This window comes from Taibaiella lutea (assembly GCF_008629695.1).
In the GTDB taxonomy this organism is placed as follows: domain Bacteria; phylum Bacteroidota; class Bacteroidia; order Chitinophagales; family Chitinophagaceae; genus Taibaiella; species Taibaiella lutea.
On the sequence record NZ_VWSH01000003.1, the window covers coordinates 199,214 to 214,589 of the forward strand.

General features: G+C 37.2%; 20 protein-coding genes. 12 read left to right on the plus strand and 8 right to left on the minus strand.

Translation table 11 applies throughout. From position 1 onward, the window contains the following. Positions 1–250 precede the first annotated feature (250 nt). The 5 genes from F0919_RS12010 (at position 251) to F0919_RS12030 (ending at position 2,805) form a co-directional block, all read left to right on the plus strand. Positions 251–844: a DUF4294 domain-containing protein gene (locus F0919_RS12010; protein WP_190277373.1), complete on the plus strand. Its 594-nt coding sequence runs from the start codon at positions 251–253 to the stop codon at positions 842–844. A 104-nt stretch (positions 845–948) separates the two neighbouring features. Next, the gene (gene bshB1, locus F0919_RS12015) at positions 949–1,680 is read left to right on the plus strand and encodes a bacillithiol biosynthesis deacetylase BshB1 (RefSeq protein ID WP_150033014.1); all 732 of its coding nucleotides are present in this window, start codon (positions 949–951) and stop codon (positions 1,678–1,680) included. Positions 1,681–2,109: 429 nt separating this feature from the next. Then, entirely contained in the window at positions 2,110–2,346 is a 237-nt protein-coding gene (gene rpmB / locus F0919_RS12020) for a 50S ribosomal protein L28 (RefSeq protein ID WP_150033015.1), read from the plus strand. 31 nt (positions 2,347–2,377) lie between these two features. Further along, the gene (gene rpmG, locus F0919_RS12025) at positions 2,378–2,560 is read left to right on the plus strand and encodes a 50S ribosomal protein L33 (protein WP_150033016.1); all 183 of its coding nucleotides are present in this window, start codon (positions 2,378–2,380) and stop codon (positions 2,558–2,560) included. A gap of 74 nt (positions 2,561–2,634) precedes the next feature. Then, positions 2,635–2,805 carry a DUF4295 domain-containing protein gene (locus F0919_RS12030; protein ID WP_150033017.1) on the plus strand — a complete coding sequence of 57 codons (171 nt, stop codon included), beginning with the start codon at positions 2,635–2,637 and terminating at the stop codon, positions 2,803–2,805. An 84-nt stretch (positions 2,806–2,889) separates the two neighbouring features. Here F0919_RS12030 and F0919_RS12035 read toward each other — a convergent pair whose 3' ends face one another. Next, the gene (locus tag F0919_RS12035; protein ID WP_150033018.1) at positions 2,890–3,222 is read right to left on the minus strand and encodes a YegP family protein; all 333 of its coding nucleotides are present in this window, start codon (positions 3,220–3,222) and stop codon (positions 2,890–2,892) included. Positions 3,223–3,551: 329 nt separating this feature from the next. Between F0919_RS12035 and F0919_RS12040 the strand changes: the two genes are divergently transcribed. The 7 genes from F0919_RS12040 to F0919_RS12070 all read left to right on the plus strand — a co-directional run bounded on the left by F0919_RS12040 (position 3,552) and on the right by F0919_RS12070 (position 9,984). Continuing rightward, entirely contained in the window at positions 3,552–4,016 is a 465-nt protein-coding gene (locus F0919_RS12040) for a hypothetical protein (protein ID WP_150033019.1), read from the plus strand. Positions 4,017–4,046: 30 nt separating this feature from the next. Next, the gene (locus tag F0919_RS12045) at positions 4,047–4,490 is read left to right on the plus strand and encodes a hypothetical protein (RefSeq protein ID WP_150033020.1); all 444 of its coding nucleotides are present in this window, start codon (positions 4,047–4,049) and stop codon (positions 4,488–4,490) included. Between the two features lie 30 nt (positions 4,491–4,520). Beyond that, on the plus strand, positions 4,521–4,946 hold the full coding sequence (locus F0919_RS12050) for a hypothetical protein (RefSeq protein WP_150033021.1): 426 nt from the start codon (positions 4,521–4,523) through the stop codon (positions 4,944–4,946). A gap of 169 nt (positions 4,947–5,115) precedes the next feature. Continuing rightward, on the plus strand, positions 5,116–5,403 hold the full coding sequence (locus tag F0919_RS12055) for a hypothetical protein (protein WP_150033022.1): 288 nt from the start codon (positions 5,116–5,118) through the stop codon (positions 5,401–5,403). A gap of 34 nt (positions 5,404–5,437) precedes the next feature. After that, positions 5,438–5,851 (plus strand): hypothetical protein, encoded by a 414-nt coding sequence (locus tag F0919_RS12060; protein ID WP_150033023.1) that lies wholly within the window; start codon positions 5,438–5,440, stop codon positions 5,849–5,851. A gap of 230 nt (positions 5,852–6,081) precedes the next feature. After that, complete coding sequence (gene priA / locus F0919_RS12065) at positions 6,082–8,517, plus strand: replication restart helicase PriA (protein WP_150033024.1); 2,436 nt, start codon at positions 6,082–6,084, stop codon at positions 8,515–8,517. A 129-nt stretch (positions 8,518–8,646) separates the two neighbouring features. Beyond that, positions 8,647–9,984 (plus strand): T9SS type A sorting domain-containing protein, encoded by a 1,338-nt coding sequence (locus F0919_RS12070; RefSeq protein ID WP_150033025.1) that lies wholly within the window; start codon positions 8,647–8,649, stop codon positions 9,982–9,984. A 196-nt stretch (positions 9,985–10,180) separates the two neighbouring features. Here the strand turns inward: F0919_RS12070 and F0919_RS12075 are convergent, their stop codons facing one another. The 7 genes from F0919_RS12075 to rplF all read right to left on the minus strand — a co-directional run bounded on the left by F0919_RS12075 (position 10,181) and on the right by rplF (position 15,160). Beyond that, positions 10,181–10,924 (minus strand): MlaE family ABC transporter permease, encoded by a 744-nt coding sequence (locus F0919_RS12075; protein ID WP_150033026.1) that lies wholly within the window; start codon positions 10,922–10,924, stop codon positions 10,181–10,183. Between the two features lie 75 nt (positions 10,925–10,999). Next, complete coding sequence (gene secY, locus F0919_RS12080) at positions 11,000–12,337, minus strand: preprotein translocase subunit SecY (RefSeq protein ID WP_150033027.1); 1,338 nt, start codon at positions 12,335–12,337, stop codon at positions 11,000–11,002. Between the two features lie 137 nt (positions 12,338–12,474). Next, positions 12,475–12,921 (minus strand): 50S ribosomal protein L15, encoded by a 447-nt coding sequence (gene rplO / locus F0919_RS12085; RefSeq protein ID WP_150033028.1) that lies wholly within the window; start codon positions 12,919–12,921, stop codon positions 12,475–12,477. 143 nt (positions 12,922–13,064) lie between these two features. Further along, entirely contained in the window at positions 13,065–13,247 is a 183-nt protein-coding gene (gene rpmD / locus F0919_RS12090; protein ID WP_150033029.1) for a 50S ribosomal protein L30, read from the minus strand. Positions 13,248–13,392: 145 nt separating this feature from the next. Continuing rightward, positions 13,393–13,902 carry a 30S ribosomal protein S5 gene (gene rpsE, locus F0919_RS12095; RefSeq protein WP_150033030.1) on the minus strand — a complete coding sequence of 170 codons (510 nt, stop codon included), beginning with the start codon at positions 13,900–13,902 and terminating at the stop codon, positions 13,393–13,395. Between the two features lie 137 nt (positions 13,903–14,039). Then, on the minus strand, positions 14,040–14,402 hold the full coding sequence (rplR, locus tag F0919_RS12100) for a 50S ribosomal protein L18 (protein WP_150033031.1): 363 nt from the start codon (positions 14,400–14,402) through the stop codon (positions 14,040–14,042). Positions 14,403–14,605: 203 nt separating this feature from the next. Further along, complete coding sequence (gene rplF, locus F0919_RS12105) at positions 14,606–15,160, minus strand: 50S ribosomal protein L6 (protein ID WP_150033032.1); 555 nt, start codon at positions 15,158–15,160, stop codon at positions 14,606–14,608. Positions 15,161–15,376 lie beyond the last annotated feature (216 nt).

Genomic DNA, 15,376 nt, shown 5'->3' on the forward strand with positions numbered 1-15,376 from the left:
ATTTATTGCTAAAGAAATGTTTTTTTCTCTGTAAACAGAAATTATTTCATCCTTAAATTTCCGATATTACCTTATAATACAATTAAACCCGTATTAAACACGTTAAACTTATCCATTCATATGCAATCAAAGTTTTCTATTTTCATTAAAAAGTTTGACCTTTATAAAGAATTTAGTTTTCAGGAGTATGGGCCGTAGGTATAAAATATTGTTTTTTGTTATTGCATTTGTGTTTTTCTGTTTTAAAGGAATGACGCAGCCACAGGTGCTTGAACAAAATACCGGCCCGAATGACACCATTCTTTTAGGTGCCATAAAAGTTGGAAATGAATTTTATCCGATGATTTATGGCCCTGAAACAGAAGTTGTGGCTGCATACATGGATCCTAAAAGAAGGGAAGAAATAAGAAGATTAAGGTATAATGTCTATAAAGTGTATCCATACGCTATTACAGCGGCTTTCATACTGGATAAAGTAGATAAGGAAACTGCTGTCCGCACCAAAAAGAAAGACAGAAAAGCGTACCTGAAACAGGTTGAAAAAGAAATGAATACCAGGTTCAAGGATGAGCTTAAAAATCTTTCGGTAACACAAGGACAAATATTAGTGAAGCTAATAAACCGGCAAACCGGCAGGGATTGCTATTCAGTAATTAAAGAAATTAAAGGTGGCATCAATGCACGGATTTACCAGACTGCCGCATTCTTCTTTGATAATGATCTCAAAGCTCAGTACGATCCTTACGGCGCTGATAAGGATATTGAAATGATAGTAAAGGAAATGGAGGCTAAAAACTATTACCAATACCAACTCGCGCAACAACGCAAAAATTTAGCTAATTAACGCATTATCTATTCCTTATCTGCTTAGCAGTAAAGCTTTAAGTTTCAATTAAGCAATATCTTTGCAGCTTACATCTGCAATATTACTACAACGTTTTATTAAACATGAAATTACACATACTTGCTATTGGCGTTCATCCCGATGATGTAGAGCTGGGCTGTACGGGAACACTTATCAACCACATCAGAAAGGGACAACAAGCCGGTATTCTTGATTTGACACAAGGAGAACTGGGTTCTCGCGGAACTATTGAAACCCGTCATAACGAAGCCCAGGCTTCAGCCGGACTTTTAGGTATTGCAGTCCGTGAAAATTTAAAAATGGCAGATGGTTTTTTTCAGAATGATCGTGAACATCAATTAAAAATCATACAGATACTTCGTAAATATCAACCTGATATTGTTCTTGCAAATGCGCTTGCAGATCGGCATCCCGATCACGGAAGAGCAGGGCGCCTGATCGCAGACGCTTGTTTTTTAAGCGGGTTAAGAAAAATTGAAACCACTTTTGAAGCTAAATCACAACAAGCCTGGAGACCGAAAAAAGTATTTCATTACCTGCAGGATCGTTTTACTGAGCCCGATTTCATTGTAGATATTTCAGAAAGTATGGATTTAAAAATGGAAGGCATTAAGTGTTTTAAAACACAGTTTTTCAATGACTCTTCCGACGATCCGCAAACTTATATTTCAGCCCCGGGATTTATGGATAAGATTAAAAACAGAGCAAGTCAATTAGGACATAGAATCGGCGCTAAATACGGAGAAGGTTTTAGTTTGGAAACATCTTTGGGAATTAGTGATTTGGATGCTTTTCAATATTCGGATTTGGTGTAATTATTTTTATCTGAATTCCTATTTATTCGATTTCTATAATTGATTTGATCAGCCCAATCTTCATACAACCCGATTAGAATGAACATTTTAATTTACAGTAACAAACCAATCTGTCTTATAATACGGTGCCAAAATATTTTATAGAAAAAAATATGGAATATTGTTACAGGTTTCTTACCTTTGCGCCCTAATTATTATTTTCTAACCAATTTGGCAACAAATGAGGTGTTGAAAATTTGGATTTGAAATCTGCATAATTACAATCAGGTTATGTCCCATAAGGCGCAAGCCGAAGCTATATTTGAGACAATTCTTAGCTAATCTTAGCGACAGTAGCTTCCATAATTTGTAGTAAAGTTATTTTCAAAAGAAATAATTCATTGCGGTTCAATTCAGGATTTCCACTTTGGTTCCAAAAAAATTTAAGTCATGGCTCGTGTTTGTCAGGTAACAGGCAAAAAACCAATTACTGGTCACAAAGTTTGCTTTTCTAACAAGAAAGCTAAACGCCGTTTTTTACCGAATTTACAGGTTAAACGTTTCTTCCTTGTAGAAGAAGATCGTTGGATCACTATGAAAGTATCTTCTGATGCTATTCGTACTATCAACAAAAGAGGTCTTTTCACTGTCGTTTCAGAGATGCGTGAAAATGGCGTTGCAATCTAATTAATTCATATTACTTTAAATAATTACCACGATGGCTAAAAAAGGAAACCGCGTACAGGTGATTTTGGAATGTACCGAACACAAAGCTAGCGGAATGCCAGGCACAAGTCGTTACATCACGCAAAAGAACAAAAAGAATACTCCGGAACGTGTTGAGTTCAAAAAATACAATCCGATTCTTAAAAAAGTAACTATTCACAAAGAAATCAAGTAAGGCATGAAGATTGGCTGATTCGAAAAAATCGGCTGATTTGAAAAAATTACTGATTCTAATAAATAATTATAATCATGGCTAAAGCAGCAAAAACCGCGATTAAGAAAGATCCGAAAGCCAACCTGGATGCTAAGAACTTCACTAAAGTGATTAAAACGGTTCGCAGCCCTAAAACAGGCGCCTACTCTTTCAAAGAGCAAATCATCCATAAAGATAAAGTGGCTGATTTCTTCAACGCAAAGTAATTTCTTCATTTGAGAAGAACAAAATACCTTTCATTACAGAAAAGAGAGCAAGTTCAGTCGAACTTGCTCTCTTTTCTTTTGTCTTTAAGCCGTCTCGTCTTCTATTATAGCTTCAGGTGCATTTGATTTTACAGATGCAATGCCATTGTCTCTCGACGTTTCCGCCTCATACATTTGACTTGTACCAACTATCTGTCCATTGGTAGCTTTCAGATTAAAGAAAAACTTTCCATTGGAAGCCGTTTTCTTCTCATATTTACCATCATCGGTTGCATTCCTTTTTACAGATGCAATACCACCGATGCAATTTGATTTAGCTTTATACCCTTCGCTTGTAAGGATTACCTGACCATTCCCGGCTTTCAGGTTAAATTGAAACTCCCCGTTAGAACGAGTGGACAATACAAATTTTCCCATAATTATTGATTTTTTATTAATTAGAAAAGCTTCTTTTCATAATTAATAAATGCAATTATCATGTCAATAATTCTCTTTCCCGCTTAAAATCAAGTTAAAATAATAAAAAAAGAATCATTTCTGACATTATAAGACTGAACTAAATTAAAATTTACATTTTTTATTTCAACAAACGTTAACAAGAAAAACAATAACGTTCACAAGAAATCAATTGATTGCGCAAAACGCTCACAAGAAAAAAGACATGTTTTATGAATTAAAATAAAAAATGAGAATTTTTAAATCTTTCTTCGTTTAAATTATTTCTTAACAATTAAAATTTTATGAAAATGAAGAAAATGAAATTAATGTCATTATTGACAGCATTGCTTATTGTATTAGGGTACAATAACGGAAGTGCTCAAACTTCCACTGGCGGAACACAACCAATCGCCAAAAATACAGTAACCCGCAACGCCTGCATACCAGGTTATCCAGAATGCTCCAACGCTACTGTTATATTAAAGCTATCGACAACTACATCATCAGGATTCAATTTGTATGCGTCCCATCAATATAACGCAAGTGGAACTGCCAGTTATCCGGCATCTTATGGAAGGATAACAGTAACATTAAAAAGTCCGGATGGAAATGAGTACACAAATAACCAAATTCATTATCTGCCAACAGTAATAGGAGAATCAACATACATAAATCTGGGAGCAGATGGTGAAGGTAATGGTCCTTATACTATAGGTATTTACAAAAATGCCAACAGACAATATATATTATCTGTCGGCAATATGGCCCAATAATATTTTTATAAAAATTTAAAGGTTTACAAAATGAAAAAAATGAAATTAATGTCATTATTGACAGCCCTGCTTATCGTATTGGGATACAATAACGGAAATGCACAATTAGTAACTACTAAAAATACTATAACTCGAAATGCGTGTACGCCGGGTTATATTGGTTGCTCTGGTGCTACTGTAGTTTTAAAACTCGCTACAAGTGGTCAATTTATTATATCTAAAAGCAATTCGTACGAAGCAGCAACAGAGTCTTTTAATTATCCAACAAATTATACTAAAATCACAGTAACGTTGAAAAGTCCGAGTGGCATCAATTACACAAGTACAGCTCCTTATTTTCTCCCAACAGTAGTAGGAGAATCAACAATAATAAACCTTGGAGCAGACGGAGAAGGTGTCGGCCCTTATACTATCGGTATCTACAAAAATGCAGACAAACAATTCACGTTATCCGTAGGGTATTATGCCTACTAAATATTTACTAACAATTAAAATTTTATGAAAATGAAAAAAATGAAATTATTGTCATTATTGACAGCCGTGCTTATTGCATTAGGATACATTAGTAGTAATGCCCTTCCTCCAGAACCATCAGGTGGAAAGAATACAATTACACGAAATGCTTGCTTGCCGGGTTATATAGGCTGTTCGGGAGCTACTGTTATTTTGAAACTCACCGGTAGTGGTTCAGGAATTAATTCATATGAAGCAACAACGGAATCTTACAAATACTATGCAGCATATACTAAAATTACAGTAACAGTAGCAGGATATACAAGTACGCTTCCTTATTATCTGCCAACAGCCGTAGGAGAATCAACAATCATAAATCTTGGAGGAGATGGAGAAGGTGTCGGCCCTTATACTGTAGGTATCTATAAAAATGCAGACAAACAATTCACGTTATCCGTAGGATACAATGCTTACTAAATATTTTTTACTAACAATTAAAATTTTATAAAAAATGAAGAAGATGAAATTAATGTCATTGCTCGCTGTTCTTTTCATGCTATTGGGCAATATCGTTTATGCACAAACTAACAATACCATTACTCGATACCCGTGTATACCAGGATATCAAGGTTGTATTGGCGATTGTGTGACTTTGACACTCTCCACCGTCCCTACTCCGCAATACTATTATTACGTAAATAAATATTGCGGTACTAACACAACTTCTTTTAGTTATGATCCAGCATGTACAAGAATCAAAGTAAAGATAGGGGCATATACCAGCACTGGCATTTACTCCTTACCAACAGCAATTGGAACATCAACAATAATAGCCCTTGGAGCAGATGGAGAAGGTGTCGGCCCTTATACTATCACTATCTACAAAAGTGCAAATAACCAATTCAAGTTATCTGTAGGGAATACTGCCTACTAAATATTTTTTTACTAACAATTAAAATTTTATAAAAATGAAAAACTTAAAAATAATATCGTTGCTGGCGGGCCTCCTGTTTTTATTAGGATTTACTGCAAATGCTCAGAACAACACTTTTTCCAGAAGCTTATGTAATCCTAATTTTCAGGGATGTTCAAATATACCGCTTACGTTAGAGTTACATAGTCAAGGTCAATTTCCCATTGCAAACAGTAAGTCAGTTAATGCTCCAAGTAGCGGTGTTACATTCCACACAAGCCTTAAAAGAATCTATATACATTTGGGAGGATATACAAGCTCAGGCTATTATACTTTACCAACTACTATTGGAGAGGGGGTTATAATAAGTCTTGGAGCAGAAGGCGAAGGTGTTGGCCCTTATACTGTGTATATCTACAAAACCGGCAATTACCAATTTTCGGTATCTGTCGGTTATATGGCCTACTAAATTTTAGTAACAAAAAGGGCTTTCTTTCAAATTTACAAGAAGTACCTTTAACTAAGTTAATTTAAAAACGCATCTTTTTCAGGATGCGTTTTTTTATAGAGATTTATTATCTGATTAGGTAATAACGAGAACTTTCAAAAGAGACTATTGGCTTTTACAATATTGCAATTTCATTTCTCATCCAAATTTATCCTTAATTTGCAAAGCTTATTTAAACAACTCCACCTGCTTTGCAATTCGCCGAAATCATACTTCCTTTAAACCTTCCAAATACACTTACGTATGGCGTTCCAGTGGAATGGCAAGGCAAAATATTGCCAGGCATGCGTGTGGAAGTCAATTTGGGCAAGAATAAGATGTTCGCCGGCATTGTGGCGTTTTTGCATGATCAAAAACCGGAAGCTTATTCCATAAAACCCATCCGTAATGTAATTGATGAAGAACCCGTTGTTTTACCAGTTCAAATGCAGTTCTGGCAATGGGTTTCGCAATATTATTTGTGTAGCATAGGCGAAGTAATGAATGCCGCCTTACCCGCCCACCTGAAATTGATGAGCGAATCTTTATTGATCTGGAATGAACTGTATGACACGCCGCCATTGGATTTGAGCGATAATGCCTTCATCATTGCGGAAGCATTGCACATCAGGAAGCAACTGACCATTGGTGAAGTACGGCAATTATTAGAAGGGAAAAATACGTCCAAGGCCATCAATGAATTGTTGGAACTTGAAGTAGCAACGGTTACGGAAATTCTGGAAGAAAAATACAAAGCTAAAACCGAACGCTTTGTTTTCCTGGAAAAATCTTTTGAAGAAGACGAAGCGAAGCTCAGCAAGCTTTTTGATGAATTGAAAAAAGCGCCTAAGCAACTGGAATTATTGATGACTTTTTTCCAGATGAAACAACAAAGCGCAGTAGCAGTTCCCGAACTGCTGAAAAAAGCTAAAGCTACTTCTTCACAGTTGAATACATTAGTGGAAAAGGGTGTTTTGAGGTTGGAATCTATTGCCCTGGACAGATTGGCCCTTTTGGAAGAAAAAAAGATTGCTTTTGAATTAAATACGCATCAGCAGGAAGCATTTGAGAAAATAAAAGAAGACTGGCAGAAACATAAAGTAGCGCTGCTTCATGGAGTAACGGGCAGCGGCAAAACTTTAATATATGTTCAATTAATTAAAGAAGCCATTGCCAACGGCAAACAAGCATTATTCTTATTACCCGAAATAGCTTTAACCACGCAGGTTGTGAGCCGTTTACGTGCTTATTTTGGTGATGAATTAGGGGTTTACCATTCCAGGTTTACCAATAATGAACGTGTAGAAATATGGAATAAAGTAAAAGAAGGAAAGTATAAAGCTATTATTGGTCCGCGTTCTGCCGTCTGGCTGCCTTTTCAACATCTGGAAACAATTATTGTAGATGAAGAACACGACAATTCTTTCAAGCAGTACGAACCTTCACCGCGCTTCCATGCGCGCGATGCGGCTATATATTTAAGTACGCTGCATGATGCAAAAGTACTGCTGGGTTCTGCTACCCCATCGCTGGAAAGTGCTTATAACGCTCAGAAAGGAAAATATGCTTACATCCAGCTCAATAAAAGATATGGAGACGTTGCTATGCCGCTTGTAGAAATAGTTTCAGCAAAAAATACCCAAGCTGCGCTTTCCAATATCCTTACTTTAAATTTATTGGAAAAGATAACCGAGACATTGGCTTTAGGTAAACAGGTTATTTTATTCCAGAACAAACGCGGTTATGCACCATTTCTGATTTGCGGTTCTTGCGGTTGGGTGGCGCATTGCAAGTATTGTGATGTTTCATTGACTTACCATAAAGCAACTGACAGATTACATTGTCATTATTGCGGTTCGCAATCGGCCGTATTTAAACATTGCCCGCAATGTGGCAATATGAAAATTGTGGCAAAAAGTTTTGGTACTGAAAAGATAGAAGAAGAATTACAGAGAATTTTTCCGAAAGTGAAAACTGCGCGGTTAGATTGGGACAGCGTAAAAGGTAAAAACAAATTATCTCAGCTAATCGAAGATTTCACCAAAGGACGTATTGACATTTTAGTGGGCACCCAAATGGTAGTAAAAGGCCTGGATTTTGAAAATGTAGGATTGGTGGGCATTTTAAGTGCAGATAGCCTGTTGAGCTATCCTGACTTCAGAGTAAACGAAAGAGGCTTTCAATTAATGGAGCAGGTAAGCGGAAGAGCCGGACGGGCTGATGGAAAAGGACAGGTAATTATTCAGACGTTCAATATGCAGCATCCTGTTTTGCAATGGGTAAAAGATCATGATTTCCGTTCGTTTTACCACATTGAATCCGGTAGCAGGCAGCAATTTGGTTATCCTCCGTTTTCAAGAATGATTAAACTGACCATAAAGCACAGGGAAATTAAGAAAGCAGAGCAAGGTGCGCAGCAATTGGCAGAAGAATTGAAAAAAATTAAAAATATACATATTCAAGGCCCTGCAGAAGCATTGGTTTCGAGGGTGCGTAATTATTATATCCAGGAAATCTGGCTTAAATTACCAAATGATCCCGCTTTTCTCCAACATACAAAAGGGATGATTGCCATAGCAATGAATGCGACAATGCAAAAACGCGGCAACTCAGCATTGCAGATTGCCGCTGACGTAGATCCATATTAAGCTGTGTTTTATTGCATGACATTAAGAATATATATCATTTTATTAAAAATATTCTGCGATGTATCAAAATATAAATAATGCAGCGTATCTTCGCTTTTATAAAACCATTAACACTAATAATTTTTAATCATGAAAAAAAACTTACACATTCTCTCGTGTAGTGCACTTGTGTGCTTCAGCCTCATCACCTCAAAACTTACCGCCCAGACCATAAACATGACAGAAGGCACCATGGACATTGTCTCCGGTAATAGTCCTGTCTGTAACGACGGAACGTACTCATTGGAAAATAACTACATCAGGGCATTTAAGATTTCAGATTATGTTAGTTGTACTACTTTTCATGTAGATTCAGTACATTTCGGTGTTGATCAGTCTGCAAGTTTTAACGGCAGCCAATTACTTGATATTAACCTGTATTCACTTCCGGCAGGCAGTGCGTTAACTTATGCCAACCTTACTTTCATTGATGCTTTCAATGGTAGCCTGAATGATATTGCTGCTCCTGAAATTGAAAATGTCCCGTTTTCAACTGATGTCAGCGGAGCAAATTCATTAGTAGTAGAAATTGCATCACCTGACGGGTCATTCGATCATATCTTTTTAATGGGCTCTAACACTTCGGCTCAAACCAAGCCTTCTTATATGAATGCAAGTGCCTGTAATATACTTGACATAACAGACATCAGTACTTTGGGCTTACCAACCGCAGTAAGTTTGGCTATAAGTGTATATGGCCATGCACTTGATATTCCAAAACCGGACACATTTACAACAGGTAAAAACATTGTTTGCAACGGAGAAGTCGTAACCTATACAGTTCCGTCCGTAACAGGCGTCACTTATAACTGGACGTATTCAGGTACAGGCGTTAGTATTACCGGTACTGGTAATTCCGTAAGCGTAGGTTTTTCAGCAACGGCGACTTCAGGGGTTCTGTCAGTTACCGCAAGCAATGGCGGGCTTACGTCATCTCCACGCTCATTGACTATAACGGTTAACCCGATACCTGCTCCAAGCATATCAAGAGCCGGCGACGTTTTAACTTCTTCCATACCTACCAATTGTACCTGGTACAGAAATAATATAGCTATTACAGGTGCTAACAGCAGCACTTATACTATGACGCAAAACGGAAGTTATTTCGTAAAAGTAACACAAAACGGTTGCAGCGGAAATTCTGACACAGTACAAGTTACAGATATTAGTACGGGTACAGGTGTGAACGATATTAATCTTAATAATATCGGATTGGTTGTATCACCAAATCCTACAACAGACATCTTAAATATCCAAAGCAAAATTGCTGTAAATGCAAGTGTTTTTAGTGCTGACGGTAAAATGATATTATCTGTAAAAAATGCCAAAAAGATAGACATGCGTAGCTTTAATTCAGGGCTTTACTATGTACTATTTACAACAGAAAATGGAATGCAGTTGAAAAGAGAAAAGATTGTGAAACTATAATAACCTCTTTCCTTAAATAAAGAAAAATGCCTGTTGAACTTATCAACAGGCATTTTTTATATCCGTTTACTTTTGAAAATGTTACGGGCATTCAGAACTGAAAAGTACGCCTTTAAGAAATACAAGCTTTCTAAATTAATCGAATTGCGAAGGAGGATTCATGACTTTTGGAACGCAACAATTACCAATGTGACACTTACAGCATCAACATCGTAATTACATAATCGGCAAAAAGAATCATAATACAACTTACAATAACGGAAGTGGTGGAAGAACGACCGATTTCCAAAGCACCGCCCTCTACATTATATCCGTAATAAGAAGGAACGGTGGCAATAATGAATGCAAATGTAAAAGCCTTTACCATTGCCACTGCAATGCCAAATGCTTTAAACCCATCAATCAAACCGTAAGAATATTGCTGGCTTGACATAATGCCTGTAAAAACACCTGTGAAAAAGCCTCCGGCAATACTAAGCGTGATAGCCAGCACAATTAAACAAGGAATCATTATTAATGCTGCTATGATCTTTGGTAATATCAGATAAGATTTGGTATTGATACCCATTATTTCCAAAGCATCAATTTGTTCGCTTACGCGCATATTTCCCAGTTCGGAAGCTATCTTGGAACCTACTACACCTGCCAACACAATACAGATGATTGTCGGTGACAATTCAAGAATTACGGAATCTCGTACCACCTGCGCCATTACATATTTCGGGATGATAGGACTGATTAATTGATATGCAGTCTGAACAGTCATTACCGCTCCTAAAAAGACAGAAATTATAATAACAATAGGCAAAGAACGAATGCCAATGTCCATGCATTGGTTCATAAATTCTTTCCAATAAACTTTTCCGTTCTCAGGTTTTGTAAACATACCTTTCAACAACAAGGTATATTTACCCAAATGCTGCAAGAACTTGGTTAACATTTTTAGCATAGCGATACAAATATAACCGAAAAAGCACCTCAAAGTTGAGGTGCTTTTTAAAATTTTATAATCTTATTAAACAGTCGCTGGTTGACGGCCTGATATTCTTCCGGTTTTCATCAAACCATCATAATGACGCATCAATAAATGACTTTCAATTTGTTGCAATGTGTCAAGGATTACACCTACACCAATTAACATGGATGTACCGCCAAAGAAAGCAGAAAAACCACTTGTAACACCGCAAAGCGCGGCAATACCCGGCAGAATACCTGCGATGGCAAGGAATACAGCGCCAGGCAAAGTAATTCTATCCATGATAGCTCCGATATAATCCGCAGTTGGCTGACCCGGCTTAATACCAGGAATAAAACTGTTATTACGTTTTAAGTTCTCCGCCATTTCAGTCGGATTGAATATCAATGCAGTGTAGAAGTAAGTAAATGCAATTACCAGTACGGCATAGATAACATTATACCACAAAGAAGTATGGTCGGATAAAGAACGCATGAAATCATTAGGAGCGCCGTCATTACCTGTAGCAAAACCGGCAATCATTGCAGGAATAAACATTAATGCCTGAGCAAAGATGATTGGCATTACACCTGCAGAGTTTACTTTCAATGGAATAAAGTTGCGGGAACCGCCACCAATTTCTTTAGCAGCATTTGTACCTACTATTCTACGTGCATAGTTCAATGGAATACGGCGCACACCTTGTGTAAGCAATACCAGACCAATGATTACAGCAACGAATATGGCAAGCTCTACCAGGAAGAACAATAATTTATCTGTTTGTTGCTTAGAGGTAAATTCTTCTACCAAAGAGTGTGGCAAACGTGCAAGAATACCAACCATGATAATGATAGAAGTACCGTTACCAATACCTTTATCCGTCATTTTTTCACCAAGATACATTACAAACAATGTACCTGCAGTCAATACAATGATAGTGGAAACATAGAAAAACAAACCATCGTTAACTATAGCGCCTCTTGCAGCAGGCCCGCGAAGGTAAGCAATGTAGGCACTTGCCTGGAAAATGGTAACCAAAATAGTTATGTAACGCGTGTATTGGGTAATTTTATTACGTCCGCTTTCTTCTTTTTGCATTTTGGCAAACTGCGGTATAACGATACCTGCCAATTGCATAAAGATCGAAGCAGAAATATAAGGCATTACCCCCAACGCAAAGATAGAGGCATTACTAAATGCCCCACCTGCAAACATATTGATCAATCCCAACAATCCTTCCTGATTCTGGTTTTGATTTAATGCAATAGGATTAATGCCCGGCAAAACGATGTAGCAACCCACACGATATACTAAGATTAAACCAAGCGTAAACAGAATACGCTTACGAAGCTCTTCAATGCTCCAGATGTTCTTCAGTGTTTCAATAAGTTTCTTCACAAAAACTGTATATTTTTTTTAAATAGGTTGCGAATAAACGACAAAAGACGCATTTTACCAAATCTTTAATAAAGATAATCTTAATTAAAGCAAATTTTGTAAAAAGCGTCTTTTGAAATTATTAAATACCCGTTCGATTATAGTAATTCAACAGTACCTCCGGCAGCTTCTACAGCAGCTTTTGCTTTTTCACTGATTGCATTTACTTTAATAGTTACTTTATTCTTAATTTCTCCTGTAGCCAATACTTTTACAAGATCAGTACGGTTAATCAAGCCATTAATGTAAAGATTATCTAATGAAAATTCAGTCATTGCATATTTTTCAACATAGTAATCAATCTGACCAAGGTTGAACGCTGTGTATTCAACACGATTTCTGTTTTTGAAACCACGTTTTGGCATACGGCGTTGAATTGGCATCTGACCACCTTCATGACCTTTCTTGGATTGATAACCGGTACGTGCCTGCTGACCTTTGTTACCTTTACCGGCTGTTACGCCATGTCCACTACCTTCACCGCGACCAACGCGTTTTTGGTGATGTGTTGCTCCTTCTGCCGGCTTTAAATTGTGTAATTCCATTGTTATGTTGTTTTTGGACTTGCGCGGGTATTCATTCCCGCTCGCGTTAATAATTAGTTGTTATTAGTGCTGTATTACCAATGATTTTACGGTTGAATTGTTATAAGACAATTGAACAATTAAGCCATTTAATAATCAACAATTTATTTTACTTCTTCAACCTTCACCAGGTGAAGTACTTTAGTTACCATGCCTTTGATTTGTTCGGTAGCTTCGTGTTCTACTGAAGAATTCATTTTGCGTAAACCTAAAGCTTTCAAAGTACGTTTTTGACGCTCAGAACGGTCAATACCACTCTTTACTTGCGTTACTTTAATTTTAGACATTTTATTTAGATTTGAGATTAGATGTCAGATATTAGATGTTATACATTAGAAATTGGATTCCCTGATATTAAAATCTGAATATTGAAATCTGAATCGTTAATAATATTGTTAGTAGAAAAACTATCAACTAATCGCTATCGACTAATTAACCGTTGAATACTTTTTTCAAACCGATGTTACGTTTTTTAGCAACTTCGATTGGTTCTTTCATTTCGCTCAAAGCTTTAACTGTAGCTTTAACCACGTTATGAGGATTAGCAGAACCTAAAGACTTAGCCAAAACGTCTGTGTAACCTGCCATTTCCAGAACAGCACGCATGCTGCCACCTGCAAGTACACCCGTACCATGTGCGGCTGGTTTAATCAAAACCTTTGCAGCGCCTGCTTTAGTCCACTGATCGTGAGGAACGGTACCATTCATTACCGGAACTTTGATCAGGTTTTTCTTAGCATCGTCAATGCCTTTAGCAATCGCTTCTTTTACTTCTTTAGCTTTACCCAAACCTTGTCCTACGATACCGTTACCGTTACCAACTACTACAAGGGCAGAAAAACTGAAAGCGCGGCCACCTTTGGTAGTTTTTACTACGCGGTTGATGGCAACTACTTTGTCGGTTAATTCGACTTCTCCGGATTTAACTCGGTTATTTGTCATTTTATTTAGATGTGAGATATGAGGTTCCGATGTGAGATATAAGATGTGAGATATCGCTATCCTGAATCAATCTTAATCCTACTCTTCGCTCAAGATTTTTTAAAAATATTTATTTCAATTAATCAGGATGGATGAAATTAGAATTTCAAACCACCTTCGCGTGCTCCGTCAGCTAATGACTTAACACGACCATGATACAAATAACCACCACGATCAAATACACAAGCTTCAATACCTAAAGCAACGGCTTTTTGAGCAATGATTTTACCAACGTTAGCCGCTTTCTCAGATTTTGTACCTGCTACTGCAGCTATATCTTTCTGACGTGAGTTAGCAGAAGCTAAAGTCGTGCCGGTTGCATCATCAATCAATTGTGCATAAATATCTTTGTTGCTTCTAAAAACGGAAAGGCGTGGCTTTGTAGCAATACCGTTTACGTTTTTACGAATACGCCAACGCAACTTCTGACGACGTACTACTGTTTTTGCTGTTTTTGACATTTTATTCTATTTGTACGGGCTCAACTTTGAGTTGTATTGGGCAATGAAACACATCCCTTTTTGATGCTATATTTCTTCACCCTTCAACGAACAACGTCGGCTTCCGAAGGTTACGATTTAATTACGGATTTTGAATTTTGAATTTTTGATTTAGAAATGCATTTATCACATTTAAAATCAAAAATTCAAAATCAAAAATTATATTACTTACCTGCAGTTTTACCGGCTTTACGACGAACGATTTCACCTTGGAAACGAACACCTTTTCCTTTGTATGGTTCAGGTTTACGCAATCCACGAATCTTAGCAGCTACCTGACCTAACAATTGTTTGTCGATAGAAGTTAAAGTTACGCGTGGAGGTTGACCTTTTTCCATTGCAGCAGTTGCTGAAATTTCTTTTGGAAGATCGAAGATGATATTGTGTGAATAGCCTAAAGACATATCCAGTTGTTGGCCTGCTACGGCAGCACGATAACCCACACCGACTAATTCCAATACTTTAGTGTAACCATTAGTTACACCTTCCACCATGTTGTTGATCAAAGCACGGGTTAAACCATGAATTGCGCGGTGACGGATTTGGTCAGTTGGACGGGAGATAGTCACTTTACCATCAGCGATTTCAACTTTAAGGTCGCGGTCAACAGCTTGTTTAAGCTCACCTTTAGGACCTTTTACGGTTACAACGTTAGCCGCATCAACAGTAACGGTAATTCCGGATGCCAATGTGATTGGCGCTTTTCCTACACGAGACATTTTTTGTGTAATTTGAAAATGTAAAAAATCGGAAGAAGCTTTGCAGCTTTTTCCATTTGATTAAATATAAGGAAACCTGTTTTCAGCGCAGTATAGGAACGCTTAGATGGCGGGAATCCTCTTTACCCAAATTAATTGGGAGTGCAAAGGTATTGTATTTTTTGTTTAAAAGTGCAATCAGATTAATTTATTTGAAATAAAGGAATCTGCGGATTC